This window comes from Brevundimonas sp. 357 (genome assembly GCF_003938605.1).
Lineage (GTDB): Bacteria > Pseudomonadota > Alphaproteobacteria > Caulobacterales > Caulobacteraceae > Brevundimonas.
Window position 1 is genome coordinate 1 of the sequence record NZ_RHWX01000009.1, and the last position, 14,708, is coordinate 14,708.

The window sequence follows — 14,708 nt, forward strand, 5'->3', positions numbered from 1 at the left end:
TCCCCCCGAGGCGCCGCCGCCGCCGAAGCCGCCGCCGCCTCCGCCGAAACCACCGCCTCCGAATCCGCCCCCGCCGCCGCCTCCCCCGCCGCCCCCGCCGCCGCCTCCGCCGCCTCCGGCCAAGCCGGCTGCGCGTCAGTTCGTGGTCTACTTCGACTTCGACCGTTCGGACCTGACGGCGGAAGCCCGCTCGGTGGTGACGCAAGCCGCCAACTACGCCAAGTCGGGCGCTCCGACCCGCGTGCTGGTCGTCGGCCACACCGACACCTCGGGCAACGCGGCCTACAACCAGGGCCTGTCGAACCGCCGTGCGCGCACCGTGGCTGACGCCCTGGTCGCTCAAGGCGTCAATGGCGGCGTGATCTCCCTGGACGGCAAGGGCGAGACCCAGCCGGCCAAGGCCACCGGCGACGGCGTGCGTGAGCCGCTGAACCGCCGCGCCACCGTCGACATCAACTTCTAAGGCTCAACGGGGCTGGTTCATTCCAGCCCCCGCGACCTGAGAAGCGTCGATACGATCAAGGACGGTCAGCCCATTCGGGCCGGCCGTCCTTTTTCTTTGCCCGCAAGTCGCCGTTGCTGGCGCCGGTCCGCATCGACGGCTATTTCCTGCAGGACGATTCCAAGAGGAGTGCATGATGCGCGTCGCCATGATCGGAACGGGCTATGTCGGCCTGGTGTCTGGGGCCTGTTTCGCCGACTTCGGCCATACAGTGGTCTGCGTCGACAAGGACGTCTCCAAGATCGATCGTCTGCACCAGAATATCATGCCCATCTATGAGCCGGGCCTGGACGCGTTGGTGGCGACGAATGTCAAGGGCGGGCGCCTGTCCTTCGCCACGGACGGCGCCGAAGCCATTCGTGCAGCCGACGCCGTCTTCATCGCCGTAGGCACCCCTTCGCGTCGCGGCGACGGCCATGCGGATCTGTCCTACGTCTATGCGGCGGCCGAGGAGATCGCGGATCTGATGGACGGCTTCACCGTCGTGGTGACCAAGTCCACCGTCCCTGTCGGCACCGGCGACGAGATCGAGCGTATCATTCGCGAGCGCCGCCCCGACGCTGATTTCGCCGTCGTTTCCAACCCCGAATTTCTGCGCGAAGGCGCCGCCATCGGCGACTTCAAGCGCCCGGACCGTGTCGTCGTGGGCACGACCGACGAGCGCGCCCGCGCCGTCATGGCCGAGCTGTATCGACCGTTGAACCTGAACGAAACGCCGATCATGTTCACCGGACGACGCACGTCCGAACTGATCAAGTATGCGGCCAACGCCTTCCTGGCGATGAAGATCACCTTCATCAACGAGATCGCCGATCTGTGCGAGGCCGTCGGCGCCGACGTGCAGCAGGTCGCGCGCGGCATCGGTCTGGACAACCGCATCGGTTCGAAATTCCTGCATGCGGGGCCGGGCTATGGCGGGTCGTGCTTCCCGAAAGACACCCTGGCGCTGGTGCGTACGGCGACGGACGCCGGCTCGCCCGTGCGGCTGATCGAAACCACGGTGACGATCAACGACGCGCGCAAGAAGGCCATGGCCGATCGCGTGGCCGAGGCGCTGGGGGGCGATCTGAAGGGCAAGACGGTGGCCCTGCTGGGGCTGACGTTCAAGCCGAACACGGACGACATGCGCGACGCCCCGTCGCTGGACGTGGCGCCGGCCTTGATCGCACGCGGCGCGACAGTTCAGGCGTTTGATCCCGAGGGCATGGAGGAAGCCGCCAGGCTTCTGGACGGAGTCAGCTTCAAGGACGGCCCCTATGACGCGGTCGAGGGCGCCGATGCGGCTGTGATCTTGACCGAGTGGAACCAGTTCCGCGCACTGGACCTGGACCGCGTGAAGCTGCTGCTCAAGCAGCCGATCCTGGTCGATCTGCGAAACGTCTATCGTCCGGATGACATGAGGGCGCGGGGGTTCCGCTACTTCTCCATCGGTCGCCCCGTGGATGCGGCGTAACTAGAGCAGCAGCAAACGGCCGGCGGTGATGACCACGGCGGCGACCACGACGGCCGACGCCGCTGCGATCCCGACCAGTTTCATCGCTCGGCCCAGGCCGTCGTCTTCCATCCGAATCTCCTGCGCGGACAGGAGGCCGACAGTCCGCCCCGCAAGGCAAGAGGGGTGGGGCGTAAAGCTGTGCTGTTTCTCGCCCGCAGTCGCCGGGCATTAAAAAAAAGGGGCGGCGCCGAACCGGCCGCCCCTTCTTCATGTTCTGGTTTCGTCGATCAGCCCGTGAAGGGGCGGATCAGGATTTCGACGCGGCGGTTCTGAGCCTTGCCTTCCGGGGTGGCGTTGGAGCCGATCGGCGCGCGGGAGCTCATGCCGGCGACATAGATGCGCTCGCGCATCACGCCGCGGTTGATCAGGTGCGAGGCGACCGAGGCGGCGCGGCGCTCCGACAGCGGCTGGTTGATGGCGTCGCCGCCCGAGGAATCGGTGTGGCCGATCACGTCCACCATGGAGCGGTCGTACTGGCTGATCACGCGGGCCACGTCGTCCAGCACCGGCAGGAAGCGCGGGTCCAGGTCCGACTGGTTTGTGGCGAAGGTCACGTCGGACGGCATGCGCAGGACCAGGTTGTCGCCCTGACGGGCCACGCCGACGCCGGTGCCCGACAGTTCGGCTTCCAGGGCGCGCTGCTGGCCGTCCATGTACTGGCCGACGCCGGCGCCGGCCAGGGCGCCGATGCCCGCGCCGATCAGGGCGTTCTTGCGGCCCTGCTCGCCGCTGGAGGTGTTGGTCAGATAACCCAGCAGGGCGCCGCCCAGGGCGCCGGCGACGGCGCCGGTGCCGGTGTTGTTGCGACGCGGCGTGGAGCTGTAGGGGTCGGTCGTGGTGCAGGCGGCGGCGCCCAGCAGGGCGGCGATGCTCAGACCGGCGACGGCGATCTTGGCGCGCATGGAAGAATCCTTTCGATAGCGACCTCTGGTCGCGTGAACGCTTGCCCCACAGTTAAGGTTTCAATGTGTATGGACCATGAACGTCGGCGGGCGTCGTCGGCCGTTGACCTCCAGAGCCTGTCCCCCCATCTGTAACAGCGGCCGGGCGCTTCGCCGATCACGGGGGGCGCCGGACGGCCGAGGTCGCTTGATTGCGAGGGCCCCATGACTGCACGCACCCTGCTGTTCGACAGCCCCTTCCTGTTGGGCTTCGACCATACGCGCGCCCTGATCGACCGGGCGGCCAAGGCGGCGGCCGAGTCCTATCCGCCCTATAACGTCGAGCAACTCGGCGATGCGGCGGTGCGCATCACCCTGGCCGTGGCGGGCTTCACGCCCGAAGAGCTGTCGGTCACGGTCGAAGGGCGCCAACTGACCATCACCGGCAAGCGCGAGGACGCCGGGCGCGACCCACAGGCCTTCCTGCATCGCGGCATCGCGGCGCGCGGCTTCGTCCGCAACTTCGTCCTGGCCGACGGGCTGGAGATCGCGGGCGCCCGGCTGGAGCACGGCCTGCTGCACGTCGAACTGGTCCGTCCGGAACAGGAACGCAGCGTGCGGCGCATTCCCATCACGACGGGCTGAACGGCCGTCGAACCGCCTGGCTTTCCAGGCGTTTAGTCAAGCGTAAGGAGGCGGTCTTATGACGCCCAACATGAATACGAAGGACTTCGCCGATTTCGGCGCCCCGGACCTGGTCTATGTCCGCGCGATCCGCGCTTCCGACGTGCTGGAAGACGCTCGGGTCGAGACGGCCGCCGATGTCGAGATCGACCCCGATCAGATCCTCTACGCCGTGCACGGCGCCGACGGCGAGCGTCTGGCCGTCATGCTGGACCGCGAGACCGCCTTCGCGGCCGCCGTGGCGCATGACCTGGAGCCGATGTCGGTCCATTAGGCGTCTTGAAAGCCGAATGAAGACGTAAGGAAGACCGCTCAGGCGGCGGTCTTCGACACATCCTTGACGAACAGGGCGCGGATAGCGTCCACGGTCCGCGCCTGGCGCAGTTGTTCGCGCAGTTCCGGCGAGCGCAGGGCGCGCGACACGGCAGCCAGCGCCCGCAGATGTTCGGCTCCGGCGTCCAGGGGGGCGAACAGGGCGAACAGCAGATCGACGGGACGATCATCCAGCGATTCATAGGCTATCGGCGAGTCCAGGCGGACGAAGACCGCACAGACCTGATCCAGACCCTTGATGCGGGCGTGCGGTACGGCGACGCCCGAGCCCAGGCCGGTCGAGCCCAGGGCTTCGCGTTCCAGCAAGGCTTCCAACGTGCGGTCTGCGTCCATGCCGGTCGCGCCGGCAAAGGCTTCCGCCACGGCGTGCAGAGCCTGGCGCTTGGATGACGCGCCGCCTCGCAGGACGATCCCGTCCGGCGACAGCAAATCAGCGATGTCCATGACTACCCCGAAAACGGTACCCGACATGTGCGGAAGGGCGAGGGCCTTCTAGCGCCTTCGCCCCTCCAGAGGAAGTCTTTCAGCCGACTCGTTTGGCGGCGCCGTTCACCGTACGCTCGGGGTCGATCCAGCCGACGTTGCCGTCGGGCCGGCGATAGACCACGGCCAGGCCGCCGTGCGCGGCGTTGCGGAACATCACCAGCGGATAGCCGGTCATGTCCAGTTCGGCCACGGCGCGACCGACCGTCAGGGTGCGGATCTCGGCCTGAGTCTCGGCGATCACCATGCCGACGGGCGGAGGCTCGTCGGGGCGGCCAGCGTCGCCGAATTCCTCATCCTCGACCGTGTCAGGGTCGCGGAAAATGGTCAGGGCGGCGACTTCGCGCGCAGCGTTTTCGGTCTTCTCGGGGGACAGGCCCTTGGGACCGGCGTGGTGATCCTTCAGGCGGCGCTTGTAGCGGCGCACGCGCTTCTCAAGCTTGTCCAGACTGTCGGCGAAGGCGGCCTGGGCGTCGCCGCCGAAGCCGGTCGTCACCAGCGACTGGCCCGACGCCAGACGCACCCAGCAATCGACGCGGAAGCCGTGGCGATCCTTGGACACCACGACCTCGGCATCCTGGGCGCCGCGGGCGAAATATTTGCCGATGCCCTCTTCGAGTTCCTGGGAGATGCGCGAGCCTAGCGCTTCGCCGACATCCACTTGCTTGCCGCTGACTTGAATCTGCATAGGCATAGAACGCGACGGACCGTGTTTGGTGTCAACGCCGATCACCGATTTGTGGTGACGCTTGGCGGTGGCGTGATCAGGCGCTCTTGAGCAGGCGACGTCGCTGGATCGACGAGGGAATTTTCAAAGCTTCCCGGTACTTGGCGACCGTGCGTCGCGCGATGTCGATACCGGCTTCGTTCAGGATCTCGACGATGCGGTCGTCGCTCAGCACTTCGTTCCCGCAATCCTCGTCGTCGATCATCGTTTTGATTCTCTGGCGTACGGCTTCGGCCGAATGGGCCGCGCCGCCGTCGCTGGACTGGATGGCGGCGGTGAAGAAGAACTTCAGCTCGAACACCCCGCGCGGGGTGGAGACGTATTTGTTCGAGGTCACGCGGCTGACCGTCGATTCGTGCATCTCGATGGCCTCGGCCACCGTCTTGAGGGTCAGGGGGCGCAGGAACTCGACGCCGAAGGCCAGGAAGGCGTCCTGCTGGCGCACGATCTCGGACGCCACCTTCATGATGGTGCGGGCGCGTTGATCCAGCGACTTGACCAGCCAGCTGGCCTGGGCGGCGCAGTCGGCGACGAAGGTCTTCTCCGTGTCCGAGCGCGCGCCCGCGGCGACCATGGCGTGATAGCGCTTATCGACCAGCAGGCGGGGCAGGGTGTCGGTGTTCAGCTCGATCCGCCAGCCGCCCGCCGGGTCGGGGCGCACATGGACGTCGGGCACGACCGTCTGGGCCGGTTCGCCGCCGAAGCCGGCGCCGGGGCGCGGCGTCAGGGCCTTCAACTCGGCGATCATCTCGACCAGATCCTCGGCGTCTACGCCGCACACCTTGCGCAGGGCCGCCAGGTCGCGCCGCGCCAGCAGCTCCAGATGATCCAGCAGGGCGCCCATGGCCGGGTCGAAGCGGTTGCGCTCGATCAGCTGCAGCTTCAGGCATTCGGGAATGGAGCGGGCCATGACGCCGGTCGGCTCGAAGCCGTGACAGACGGCCAGCACGGCCTCGATGCGGGCCTCGTCCACGCCCAGCCGTTCGGCGATCTCGCCCAGGTCGGCGCGCAGATAGCCGCCCTCGTCCGTGGCGTCGATCAGGGTCAGGGCGATGGCGTGGTCGGCGGGGCTGAAGCCGGCCGCCGAGGCCTGGGCCTGCAGATGCTCCCACAGGGTCTCGTCGCGCTGGTCGGGGCGTTCGCGCTCCTCGCCGTCGGCCAGGCCGCCGCCGGAGCCGGCGCGGGACCAGTCGGTCAGGCCGGGCTGGTCGGTCGCCTGATCGCCCTGGCGGTCGCTGACGCGCTCGCCGGGGGCGGCGTCGCCGTACAGATCGTCGGCGCCGGCGTCCAGGCTCTGGGCGTGGGCGTCCGAGCCTTCGTCAAAGCGCATCTCGCCGTCGTCGCGGGCGGCGGGGGCGGCGTCATTGGCGGCTTCAGGCGCAGTGTCGGGGGCGGGCTCGCCTTCGTCCCGTTGCAGCAGCGGATTGCGCTCCAGCTCGCCCTCGACGAAGGCCTCAAGCTCAAGGTTCGACAGTTGCAGCAGCTTGATCGCCTGCTGCAGCTGGGGCGTGATGACCAGCCCCTGCCCCTGCCTGACCTCCAGCCTCTGACCGATCACGTCGTTTCCACCCCGCACGCAGGCGCTATTGGCCCGCTTCTTGCTGGGATCATGGATCGGAAGCCGTTAACGCGAGGCGAACAGCCGCTGCGTCAGGCCTTCTGGGCGTCAGGCGTACATTTCGCCCAGGTAGACGCGGCGCACCTCGGCGTCGGCGACGGCCTCGTCGGCCGTGCCCTCGAACAGCAGCGAGCCGGACGAGATGATCGAGACGCGGTCGATGATGTCCAGCGTCTCGCGCACATTGTGGTCGGTGATCAGCACGCCGATGCCCTGGCTGGACAGATAGCGGATCACCTGGCGGATGTCGGCGATGGCCAGGGGGTCGATGCCCGCGAACGGCTCGTCCAGCAGCATGAAGCTGGGTCGCGCGGCCAGGGCGCGGGCGATCTCGACGCGGCGCCGCTCGCCGCCCGACAGGCCGGTGGCCGGGGCGTGGCGCAGATGGTCGATGCGCAGTTCCTCCAGCAGGCGGGTGGTCTCGTCCCGCACGCCGGCGGCGGTCTTCTCGCGCAGTTCGACCACGGCCTTGACGTTCTGCTCGACCGTCATGCCGCGGAAGATGGAGGCTTCCTGCGCCAGATAGCCCAGGCCCATGCGCGCGCGCTGGTACATGGGCTGCTGGGTGATGTCCTCATTGTCCAGCCAGATCGAGCCGCTGTCGGCGGGGATCAGGCCGGTGATCATGTAGAAGCAGGTCGTCTTGCCCGCCCCGTTGGGGCCCAGCAGGCCGCAGACCTCGCCGCGCTGGACGTTCAGGGAGACGTCGCGCACCACCTGCCGCTGGCCGAAGCTGCGGGCGATGTGTTCGACGCGCAGACCCGTGGGCCGTGCGTCCTCGACCGCCGGCGTCGCCGTTTCGGCGACCGGTTCGTCCCGGTTCAGTGCGGAAAGTTCCTTGCGCGCCACGCGGGGTCAGTTCCCTTGCGGATAGAAGACGCCCTGGACGCGGCCGTTGCCGCCCTCGATGCGCGCGGTCTCGGTGCGGACGTTATAGACGAGGCGATTGCCGGTCAGAACGCTCTTGCCCTGGGTCAGGATGACGTCGCCGGTCACCACGACGTTGCCGTCGTTCAGCGTATAGACCGCCCGGTCGCCCTTCATGCTCTGATCGGGAGTGACGAAATAGACGCTTCCCGTCGCCTCGATCCGGTTCAGGTCGCCGTTGGCGGTGAAGCCGCGAATGGCGTCGGCCCGCAAGCGGTTTCCGCCCTGCGTCACCTCGGCCCGTCCGCGTAGCGAGAAGCCGTCGGGCGTGTATTCGCCGGAGTCAGCGCCGTACTGGACCGGTTGTCGGCTGGAGTCGGCGCGGTTGGCGGACGTGTTCTGGGCGCCCGAAACGGCGGGCAGGGCCAGGGCCGTCAGCAGGACGGCGCCTGCGATCGTCAGTTTGGACTTGGACATGTTCATCTGTCGGCTCCGGCGGGATTGATGGTCCCGCGCACCTTGTTTTCGCCCTGGCCGTTGAAGACGACCCGCTGGCCCTGATCATAGATCGCGTAAGACGAAGCATCGATGCTTCCAAGGGGGCCGCGACCCTGCACGCCCTTGTCGCCGGTCACCACGCCGGTTTCGGTGTCGACCACGGCTTCGGGCGTGACCAGAGTCCAGCCCGAACCGCCGTCGGAAATCTTCACATTGGGGCCGATGACCACCTTGCGCTGGGTCTCGACATAGGTGCCGCCGTCGGCGGTCAGCTCGGTCGTCTTGCGCGCGCCCAGGTTCAGCCGCAGCAGGGGGCCGACCAGACGGAAATGACCCGTGGCCGGATCGCGCACCGCGCCCTGGGCGCCGATGACGAAGGAGCGGCCTTGGGCGTCCTGGCCGTGGAACATGGGGTTGTCCAGGCGGATCTCGCGGCTTTCGCTGGCCTTGCGTTCCACGCCGGACATGACGGTGCGGAACACGGTCCAGGTCAGGGCGCCCCCCGCCAGCATCAGGATGACGATGGGCAGGATGCGGCGGTACAGCTTCACCTGACGCGAGCGCGTGCGCCAACGTTCGCCGGCGCGGGCGACGCGGGCCTCGTCGGCGCGCTTCTGCTCGTCCTGGGCGTGCTGATCGCTCATCCGCGTTTCGGATCCGTCCTCAGGCGTGGGCGAAGATGTCGATCTCGTCCCAACCGGCCAGGTCGAGGCGCGAACGCACGGGGAGGAAGTCGAAGCAGGCCTGGGCCAGCTCCATGCGGCCCTCGCGGACCAACATTTCGTTCAGCCGGTTCTTGATGGCGTGCAGATACAGCACGTCAGAGGCGGCGTAATCCATCTGAGCCTGGCTCAGTTCCGCCGCGCCCCAGTCCGAGCTCTGCTGCGCCTTGGACATGTCGACCCCGGCCAGTTCGCGCGCCACGTCCTTCAGGCCGTGGCGGTCGGTATAGGTGCGCGCCAGCTTGGAGGCGATCTTGGTGCAATAGACCGGCCGCGTCTCGACCCCCAGGTGCAGTTCGAACATGCCGATGTCGAAGCGGCCGAAGTGGAAGATCTTCAGCACCTTCGGATCGGTCAGCACCCGCTTCAGGTTGGGGCAGTCGTAGGCCGGACGGTTCAGACGCACGACGTGGGCGTTCCCGTCGCCGGACGACAGCTGCACCACGCACAGCGGATCGCGGCGGAAACGCAGGCCCATCGTCTCGGAATCGATCGCCACCTCAGGGCCTAGGTCGAGGCCGTCGGGCAGGTCGCCTTCGTGGAAATAAACCGTCATGCAGAAACTCGTCAGTCGTTCAGGCCGTAACATAGACGAACCGCGCGCTATCGCTAGGACGCAAGCTCGACCTTTGCTGTCACGACCGTCGCAAAAGGAAGGGGGAGGGCCGAAATGACAAACGGCGCCGCATCCGATCGGATACAGCGCCGTCTGAGAAATGGTGCCCAGGAGAGGACTCGAACCTCCACGGCCGTTAAGCCACTGGCACCTGAAGCCAGCGCGTCTACCAATTCCGCCACCTGGGCCCGGTGGGTCGCCCCGCCGAGGGCCGGACTAATAGGGGGGAGCCTCGGGGCGGTCAACAGGCTTTTTTCCGATTCCGGAAAAAACTGCACCGTTGACCAAAAGCTCCGAGAAATCCGCGCTCTATCAGGCCAGCCAGACCATCATCCGCGTATCGGCGCTTTCGCCCCGCGCGCGGCTGAAGGCCGGACGGGTCTCGCCGGTGTAGAGGAAGCCCGCCTTCTCCAGCACCCGGCCCGAGGCGGGGTTGTCGGCGAAGTGGCCGGCCATCAGGGCGCGGCGCTTCCAGCGCGTCGAGGCCCAGACCAGGGCGCCTTCCAGCGCCTCGGTCGCATAGCCCCGGCCCCAGAACTCCCGCCCGATCCAGTATCCGGCCTCGGGCACGGCGTCGGTGTTCTGGAACATGCCGATGACGCCCACGGGGCCGTGGTCCTCGTGCTCGATCAGGAAGGTGTTGGCCCGCTTCGGATCCTGGGACGCCACCTGCAGGACGAAGTCCTCGGCGTCGTCGACGCGGAAGGGGTGGGGCATCCGCTGGGTCATGCGGGCGATGTCGTGGTCGTTGGCCAGGGCCGCGATACGCGTCACGTCCTGGGCGCCGGGGGCGCGCAGCAGCAGACGCCGCGTCTCGACGACGGGAGAGGTTTCGATCACGCACATGGTTCGGCCTCGATGTCTTCGGCGCCGCCTCCTTGGAGGGCTCGGGCGGCATTCGAGGCGGGGAAACGCAAACGGGGAGCCTGGTGATCCAGACTCCCCGCGGAAAATTTTCCCTTGGTCCGGATCGGCTGCTGTCGAGAGCAACGCGATCCGGGGAAATACTGTCCTGGCTTCGCGTTACTCGGCGGCCATCGCCTGGGCGTCGTCGTTGGCCGGGAGAATCGACACGTAACAACGGCCGCCACGTTTGGTGGTGAACTGCACCGCGCCGGTCACAGTGGCGAACAGGGTGTGGTCGCGGCCCAGGCCCACGTTGGCGCCCGGGTGGAACTTGGTGCCGCGCTGACGCACGAGGATGTTGCCGGCCAGCACGCGCTCGCCGCCGAACTTCTTCACGCCAAGGCGCTTCGACTCTGAGTCGCGACCGTTACGCGACGAACCGCCAGATTTCTTGTGAGCCATCTTGCTGCTCCTCTTCTTAGCGCGCTACCGGCCGTTCGGCCTGCTTGAACGCACTGCTTAATCGTAACTGGCGCTGGTCCAGCGCCGGTGAAAATCTTAGGCTTCGGCGCCTTCGGCGGCGTCAGCCTTGGCGGCCTTCTTGGCCGGAGCCTTCTTGGCCTTGGGGGCTTCGGCTTCGACAGCCTCGACGCGCGGGGCCAGGCCGCGAGCGCGGGCGTTGATCTCGGCCTTGGTCATCAGGTCGACCGTGCCGTCCCACTTGGCCTTCTCGCCGGCGCCTTCGATGCCGGTGATGCGCAGGACCGATTCCATCTGGCGATGACCGTTCGTGCGGCGATAGCCCTGACGACGGATCTTCTTGAAGATCTTGATCTTCTCGCCCTTGCGGGTCTCGATCAGCGTGGCTGCGACAGCGGCGCCGTCGATCAGCGGAGCGCCGACCGTAACACCCTTGTCGCCGCCCAGCATGAGGACTTCACCGAAATTGACGGCAGCGCCAGCGTCGCCGTCGATCTTCTCGACAACAATCACATCGCCCGGTTGAACCCGGTACTGCTTTCCGCCGGTCTTGATCACCGCGTACATTTGGAAGCCTCAGCGTGAACGCAAAAATGGATGCGCCCGCCAGGAGACCCTGCGGGCGAAGAGCGGCGACATATACGGATGGTCACGGAAGAGTCAACGTGAAACGGACGCCTGCCGGGCCAAAACCCGTGCAAAACCGGTTCCTGGCGGACTCTGTGGCCCGATTGCACGGATGGCGCAAGCGGGCGCACGTACGCGAGAGCGCTATATATATGCAGGGGCGCGGCGTGACGCCGCGCATGAAGATTCTTCGTCGATTCTTCTCGACTGTTATAAGGTAACACTCTAAGGGGACGGCCATGTCCTCTCCCGATCTCGCCGAGCCGGTGCTGCTGTCGCTTCTGGGCGGCGGCTTCGTCGCGGCCTTCCTGCACGCGGCCCTGCCGACCCATTGGCTGCCTTTCGTCTTGGTCGGCCGCGCCCAGCGCTGGAGCGTGGCGCGGGTGATGACCGCCGTGGTGACGGCCGGACTGGCGCATATCGCGTCGACGGCTCTCGTGGGGTCGCTGATCGTGGCGGCGGGGCTGGCGCTGAACCGCTGGGTCGAGGGGTTGCTGCCGCACCTGTCGGCGGCGCTGCTGTTCCTGTTCGGCGCCTTCTACCTGGCCAGGGCCTCGCTGAAGCGTCCCGTCACGGCGGGCGGACCGGCGGCTGAACTGACCGAGCCCGCGGTTTCGGACAAGGCGGCCTTCTGGGGCCTGGTGCTGATGATGGCGGTGACGCCGGGCGAGGTGCTGTTGCCCATCTATCTGTCCTCGGCGACCGAGGGCGTGGGCGCCCTGGCCCTGCTGACCCTGACCTTCGCGGCGGGGACGGTGCTGGGCATGACCTTGCTGGCCGCCCTGGCGACGGCGGGCTACTCTATTCTCAGGCTGGAGCGGTGGGCGCGCTATGAAGGCGCCATCCTGGGCGGGGCGCTGATCCTGATCGGCTTCCTGGTGCTGACGCATCAGCACTGAGTTTCGATAGGTTATATATTTACATTCAAAGACTTATCTTCTGCGGGGCTTGACCTTCCCGCGCGGGAAGACCTAGCTGAGCGGACATGGCGCACGATCACGCACACGGCCATGACGGCCACGATCATCACGATCACTCCCACGCTCATGACCACGGTCATTCGCACGGCCATGGCCATTCCCATGGCTTCGGCGGGCACCATCATCATGGACCGACCGACACGGGCGACTGGCGCTACGCCGTCGGCCTGATCGTCAACCTGGCCTTTGTCGTCGCCGAGTTCACGGCCGGCTTCATCGCCGATTCCACCGCCCTGATGGCCGATGCGGGGCACAATCTGTCCGACGTGCTGGGTCTGGCCATGGCGGGCGGGGCGGCCTGGCTGGCGCGGCGCGCGGCGGGGCCCAAGCGCACCTACGGCTATGGCAAGGCGACGGTGCTGGCGGCCCTGGGCAACGCCCTGCTGCTGATCTTCGCCTGCGGGGCGATCGCCTTCGAGGCGGTGCGCCGCCTGGCCGAGCCTGCGCCGGTAGCCTCGGGCGTCATCATCGTCGTGGCCGGGATCGGCTTCTTCATCAACCTGGGCACGGCCCTGCTGTTCATGAAGGACCAGCACAAGGATCTGAACGTGCGCGGGGCCTATCTGCACATGATGGCCGACGCCGCCGTGTCGCTGGGCGTGGTGATCGCGGGCGTCGTCATCCTGTTCACCGGCTGGTCGCTGATCGACGGGATCGTCAGCCTGATCATCGTCGCCGTCATCATGATCGGCACCTGGGGCCTGCTGAAGGATTCGGTGAACCTGGCTCTGGACGCCGCGCCCAACGGGCTGGACGTGGGCGAGATTCGCGCCGCCTTCCTGGCCCTGCCGGGGGTGACGGCGGTGCACGACCTGCACGTCTGGGGGCTGTCGACGACCGATGCGGCCCTGACCGCCCACATCGTCCACCAGCGCCCCGACGGCGACGCCCTGCTGGCCGAGGCGCAAGCCCTGGCGCGCGGCCGATTCGACATCAGCCACACGACGCTGCAGCTGGAAACGGGCGTCCTGCCGGATTGTCCGACCTGCTGAGCGGTTTCGCCTCTTCCCAAGGCGGCCCTCAGCCGCCATCTAGCGAGCCATGACCCAGAAGACACCCGTGACCGTCCTCACCGGCTACCTCGGCGCCGGCAAGACCACCCTGCTGAACCGCATCCTCACCGAGGACCACGGCAAGCGCTACGCCGTCATCGTCAATGAGTTCGGCGAGATCGGCATCGACAACGATCTGGTGGTCGGCGCCGACGAGGACGTGTTCGAGATGAACAACGGCTGCGTCTGCTGCACGGTGCGCGGCGATCTGATCCGCGTGGTCAACGGCCTGATGAAGCGGCAGCGCCCCGGCAAGCCGGCCTTCGACGCCATCATCGTCGAGACGACCGGCCTGGCCGACCCCGGTCCGGTGGCCCAGACCTTCTTCGTCGACGACGAGGTCAAGGCCAAGACCCAGCTGGACAGCGTCACCGCCTTGGTCGACGCCAAGCACGTCATGGCGCGTCTGGACGATTCCAAAGAGGCGCGCGAGCAGGTCGCCTTCGCCGACCGCATCATTCTGAACAAGATCGACCTAGTGGACGAGGCTCAACTGGCCGAGGTCGAGACCCGCCTGCGCGCGCTGAACCCGCTGGCCCCCATCGTCCGCGCCGAGCGTTCGAACGTGCCGCTGGATCAGGTGCTGGGCCTGCACGCCTTCGACCTGGACCGCATACTCGAGGTCAAGCCGGACTTCGTGAACCCGCCCCACGGCGCCGAAGGCCACGTCCACGACGAGCATTGCGGCCACGATCACGGGCATGACCACGTTCATGACGAGCACTGCGGCCATGAGCATCACGATCATGGGCACAATCATGCACACGGCCCACGCGGCCACGCCCACGAGGACGACATCAAGGGTATTTCCCTGACGCTGGACCGCCCGCTGAACGGCGCCAAATTCACCGCCTGGCTGGACAAGCTGCTGGGCGAGCAGGGCCAGAACATCCTGCGCGCCAAGGGCATCATCGACGTTCAGGGCGAGGACCGCCGCCTGGTCTTTCAGGCCGTGCACATGATCCTCGAAGGCGACCTTCAGAAACCGTGGGGCGACAAGGAGCGCCGCTGGAGCCGCGCCGTCTTCATCGGCCGCGATCTGGACGAAGCCGCCCTGAAGGCCGGGTTCGAGGCCTGCGCGGCATGAACCCGCCGCCTCGCCCGCGCACCGAAGCCAAGCTGATCTACGGCACGCCCGAGTTCGAGATCGTGCAGCACGGCGACCACGTCCGCTGCGCCGTCTCGGGCGCGCCGATCCCGCTGGAGGCGCTCAACTACTGGAGCGTCGAGCTTCAGGAAGCCTATGCGTCCGGCGAACTGATGACGAAGCGCTGGGTGGAAACGCACCGCTAACACC

Annotated in this window: 19 protein-coding genes and 1 tRNA gene; 8 read left to right on the forward strand and 12 right to left on the reverse strand. The window is 67.3% G+C overall.

Features of this window, described 5'->3' with window-relative positions:
- A partial coding sequence (locus EGK63_RS09280; protein ID WP_133411903.1) for an OmpA family protein occupies positions 1–463 on the forward strand: 463 nt, incomplete at its 5' end.
- A gap of 175 nt (positions 464–638) precedes the next feature.
- Entirely contained in the window at positions 639–1,955 is a 1,317-nt protein-coding gene (locus tag EGK63_RS09285; RefSeq protein WP_125901213.1) for a UDP-glucose/GDP-mannose dehydrogenase family protein, read from the forward strand.
- 269 nt (positions 1,956–2,224) lie between these two features.
- Here the strand turns inward: EGK63_RS09285 and EGK63_RS09290 are convergent, their stop codons facing one another.
- Entirely contained in the window at positions 2,225–2,899 is a 675-nt protein-coding gene (locus tag EGK63_RS09290) for an OmpA family protein (RefSeq protein ID WP_125901003.1), read from the reverse strand.
- Between the two features lie 204 nt (positions 2,900–3,103).
- Between EGK63_RS09290 and EGK63_RS09295 the strand changes: the two genes are divergently transcribed.
- Complete coding sequence (locus EGK63_RS09295; RefSeq protein WP_125901005.1) at positions 3,104–3,523, forward strand: Hsp20 family protein; 420 nt, start codon at positions 3,104–3,106, stop codon at positions 3,521–3,523.
- 58 nt (positions 3,524–3,581) lie between these two features.
- Positions 3,582–3,836: a DUF1150 family protein gene (locus EGK63_RS09300; protein WP_125901007.1), complete on the forward strand. Its 255-nt coding sequence runs from the start codon at positions 3,582–3,584 to the stop codon at positions 3,834–3,836.
- A 38-nt stretch (positions 3,837–3,874) separates the two neighbouring features.
- Here the strand turns inward: EGK63_RS09300 and ptsN are convergent, their stop codons facing one another.
- The 11 genes from ptsN to rplU form a co-directional block, all read right to left on the reverse strand.
- On the reverse strand, positions 3,875–4,339 hold the full coding sequence (gene ptsN, locus EGK63_RS09305; protein ID WP_125901214.1) for a PTS IIA-like nitrogen regulatory protein PtsN: 465 nt from the start codon (positions 4,337–4,339) through the stop codon (positions 3,875–3,877).
- Positions 4,340–4,418: 79 nt separating this feature from the next.
- Complete coding sequence (hpf, locus tag EGK63_RS09310; RefSeq protein ID WP_125901009.1) at positions 4,419–5,066, reverse strand: ribosome hibernation-promoting factor, HPF/YfiA family; 648 nt, start codon at positions 5,064–5,066, stop codon at positions 4,419–4,421.
- Positions 5,067–5,142: 76 nt separating this feature from the next.
- Entirely contained in the window at positions 5,143–6,663 is a 1,521-nt protein-coding gene (rpoN, locus tag EGK63_RS09315) for an RNA polymerase factor sigma-54 (protein ID WP_125901216.1), read from the reverse strand.
- Positions 6,664–6,771: 108 nt separating this feature from the next.
- Positions 6,772–7,572 (reverse strand): LPS export ABC transporter ATP-binding protein, encoded by an 801-nt coding sequence (gene lptB, locus EGK63_RS09320; RefSeq protein ID WP_125901011.1) that lies wholly within the window; start codon positions 7,570–7,572, stop codon positions 6,772–6,774.
- Positions 7,573–7,578: 6 nt separating this feature from the next.
- Positions 7,579–8,073, reverse strand: coding sequence for an LptA/OstA family protein (locus EGK63_RS09325; RefSeq protein ID WP_125901013.1), 495 nt, complete (start codon positions 8,071–8,073; stop codon positions 7,579–7,581).
- The gene (gene lptC / locus EGK63_RS09330) at positions 8,070–8,732 is read right to left on the reverse strand and encodes an LPS export ABC transporter periplasmic protein LptC (RefSeq protein WP_125901015.1); all 663 of its coding nucleotides are present in this window, start codon (positions 8,730–8,732) and stop codon (positions 8,070–8,072) included. The genes EGK63_RS09325 and lptC overlap by 4 nt, the downstream gene beginning before the upstream one ends.
- 19 nt (positions 8,733–8,751) lie before the next feature.
- Positions 8,752–9,366: a ribonuclease D gene (locus EGK63_RS09335; protein ID WP_125901017.1), complete on the reverse strand. Its 615-nt coding sequence runs from the start codon at positions 9,364–9,366 to the stop codon at positions 8,752–8,754.
- 161 nt (positions 9,367–9,527) lie between these two features.
- A tRNA-Leu gene (locus tag EGK63_RS09340) sits at positions 9,528–9,614 on the reverse strand.
- 124 nt (positions 9,615–9,738) lie between these two features.
- The gene (locus EGK63_RS09345; protein WP_003163930.1) at positions 9,739–10,272 is read right to left on the reverse strand and encodes a GNAT family N-acetyltransferase; all 534 of its coding nucleotides are present in this window, start codon (positions 10,270–10,272) and stop codon (positions 9,739–9,741) included.
- 177 nt (positions 10,273–10,449) lie between these two features.
- Complete coding sequence (rpmA, locus tag EGK63_RS09350) at positions 10,450–10,734, reverse strand: 50S ribosomal protein L27 (protein WP_125901019.1); 285 nt, start codon at positions 10,732–10,734, stop codon at positions 10,450–10,452.
- Positions 10,735–10,830: 96 nt separating this feature from the next.
- Positions 10,831–11,319: a 50S ribosomal protein L21 gene (gene rplU, locus EGK63_RS09355; protein ID WP_087140381.1), complete on the reverse strand. Its 489-nt coding sequence runs from the start codon at positions 11,317–11,319 to the stop codon at positions 10,831–10,833.
- Between the two features lie 299 nt (positions 11,320–11,618).
- Here rplU and EGK63_RS09360 point away from each other — a divergent pair, with 299 nt between their 5' ends.
- The 4 genes from EGK63_RS09360 to EGK63_RS09375 all read left to right on the forward strand — a co-directional run bounded on the left by EGK63_RS09360 (position 11,619) and on the right by EGK63_RS09375 (position 14,704).
- A complete protein-coding gene (locus EGK63_RS09360) occupies positions 11,619–12,278 on the forward strand; it encodes a hypothetical protein (protein ID WP_125901021.1) in 660 nt (219 codons plus the stop codon).
- 86 nt (positions 12,279–12,364) lie between these two features.
- Positions 12,365–13,351 carry a cation diffusion facilitator family transporter gene (locus EGK63_RS09365; protein ID WP_125901023.1) on the forward strand — a complete coding sequence of 329 codons (987 nt, stop codon included), beginning with the start codon at positions 12,365–12,367 and terminating at the stop codon, positions 13,349–13,351.
- 49 nt (positions 13,352–13,400) lie between these two features.
- A complete protein-coding gene (locus EGK63_RS09370; protein WP_125901025.1) occupies positions 13,401–14,498 on the forward strand; it encodes a GTP-binding protein in 1,098 nt (365 codons plus the stop codon).
- Positions 14,495–14,704, forward strand: coding sequence for a DUF2093 domain-containing protein (locus tag EGK63_RS09375; protein ID WP_125901027.1), 210 nt, complete (start codon positions 14,495–14,497; stop codon positions 14,702–14,704). Before EGK63_RS09370 ends, EGK63_RS09375 begins: the two co-directional genes overlap by 4 nt.
- Positions 14,705–14,708 lie beyond the last annotated feature (4 nt).

Bases quoted from the DNA above. Each gene is read 5' to 3' on its own strand.
- EGK63_RS09335 (WP_125901017.1), bottom strand. From the start codon at position 9,366: ATGACGGTTTATTTCCACGAAGGCGACCTGCCCGACGGCCTCGACCTA.
- ptsN (WP_125901214.1), bottom strand. From the start codon at position 4,339: ATGGACATCGCTGATTTGCTGTCGCCGGACGGGATCGTCCTGCGAGGC.
- EGK63_RS09285 (WP_125901213.1), top strand. From the start codon at position 639: ATGCGCGTCGCCATGATCGGAACGGGCTATGTCGGCCTGGTGTCTGGG.
- EGK63_RS09290 (WP_125901003.1), bottom strand. From the start codon at position 2,899: ATGCGCGCCAAGATCGCCGTCGCCGGTCTGAGCATCGCCGCCCTGCTG.
- EGK63_RS09375 (WP_125901027.1), top strand. From the start codon at position 14,495: ATGAACCCGCCGCCTCGCCCGCGCACCGAAGCCAAGCTGATCTACGGC.
- hpf (WP_125901009.1), bottom strand. From the start codon at position 5,066: ATGCAGATTCAAGTCAGCGGCAAGCAAGTGGATGTCGGCGAAGCGCTA.
- rplU (WP_087140381.1), bottom strand. From the start codon at position 11,319: ATGTACGCGGTGATCAAGACCGGCGGAAAGCAGTACCGGGTTCAACCG.
- lptC (WP_125901015.1), bottom strand. From the start codon at position 8,732: ATGAGCGATCAGCACGCCCAGGACGAGCAGAAGCGCGCCGACGAGGCC.
- rpmA (WP_125901019.1), bottom strand. From the start codon at position 10,734: ATGGCTCACAAGAAATCTGGCGGTTCGTCGCGTAACGGTCGCGACTCA.
- EGK63_RS09295 (WP_125901005.1), top strand. From the start codon at position 3,104: ATGACTGCACGCACCCTGCTGTTCGACAGCCCCTTCCTGTTGGGCTTC.
- EGK63_RS09345 (WP_003163930.1), bottom strand. From the start codon at position 10,272: ATGTGCGTGATCGAAACCTCTCCCGTCGTCGAGACGCGGCGTCTGCTG.
- EGK63_RS09325 (WP_125901013.1), bottom strand. From the start codon at position 8,073: ATGAACATGTCCAAGTCCAAACTGACGATCGCAGGCGCCGTCCTGCTG.
- EGK63_RS09360 (WP_125901021.1), top strand. From the start codon at position 11,619: ATGTCCTCTCCCGATCTCGCCGAGCCGGTGCTGCTGTCGCTTCTGGGC.
- EGK63_RS09300 (WP_125901007.1), top strand. From the start codon at position 3,582: ATGACGCCCAACATGAATACGAAGGACTTCGCCGATTTCGGCGCCCCG.
- EGK63_RS09370 (WP_125901025.1), top strand. From the start codon at position 13,401: ATGACCCAGAAGACACCCGTGACCGTCCTCACCGGCTACCTCGGCGCC.
- EGK63_RS09365 (WP_125901023.1), top strand. From the start codon at position 12,365: ATGGCGCACGATCACGCACACGGCCATGACGGCCACGATCATCACGAT.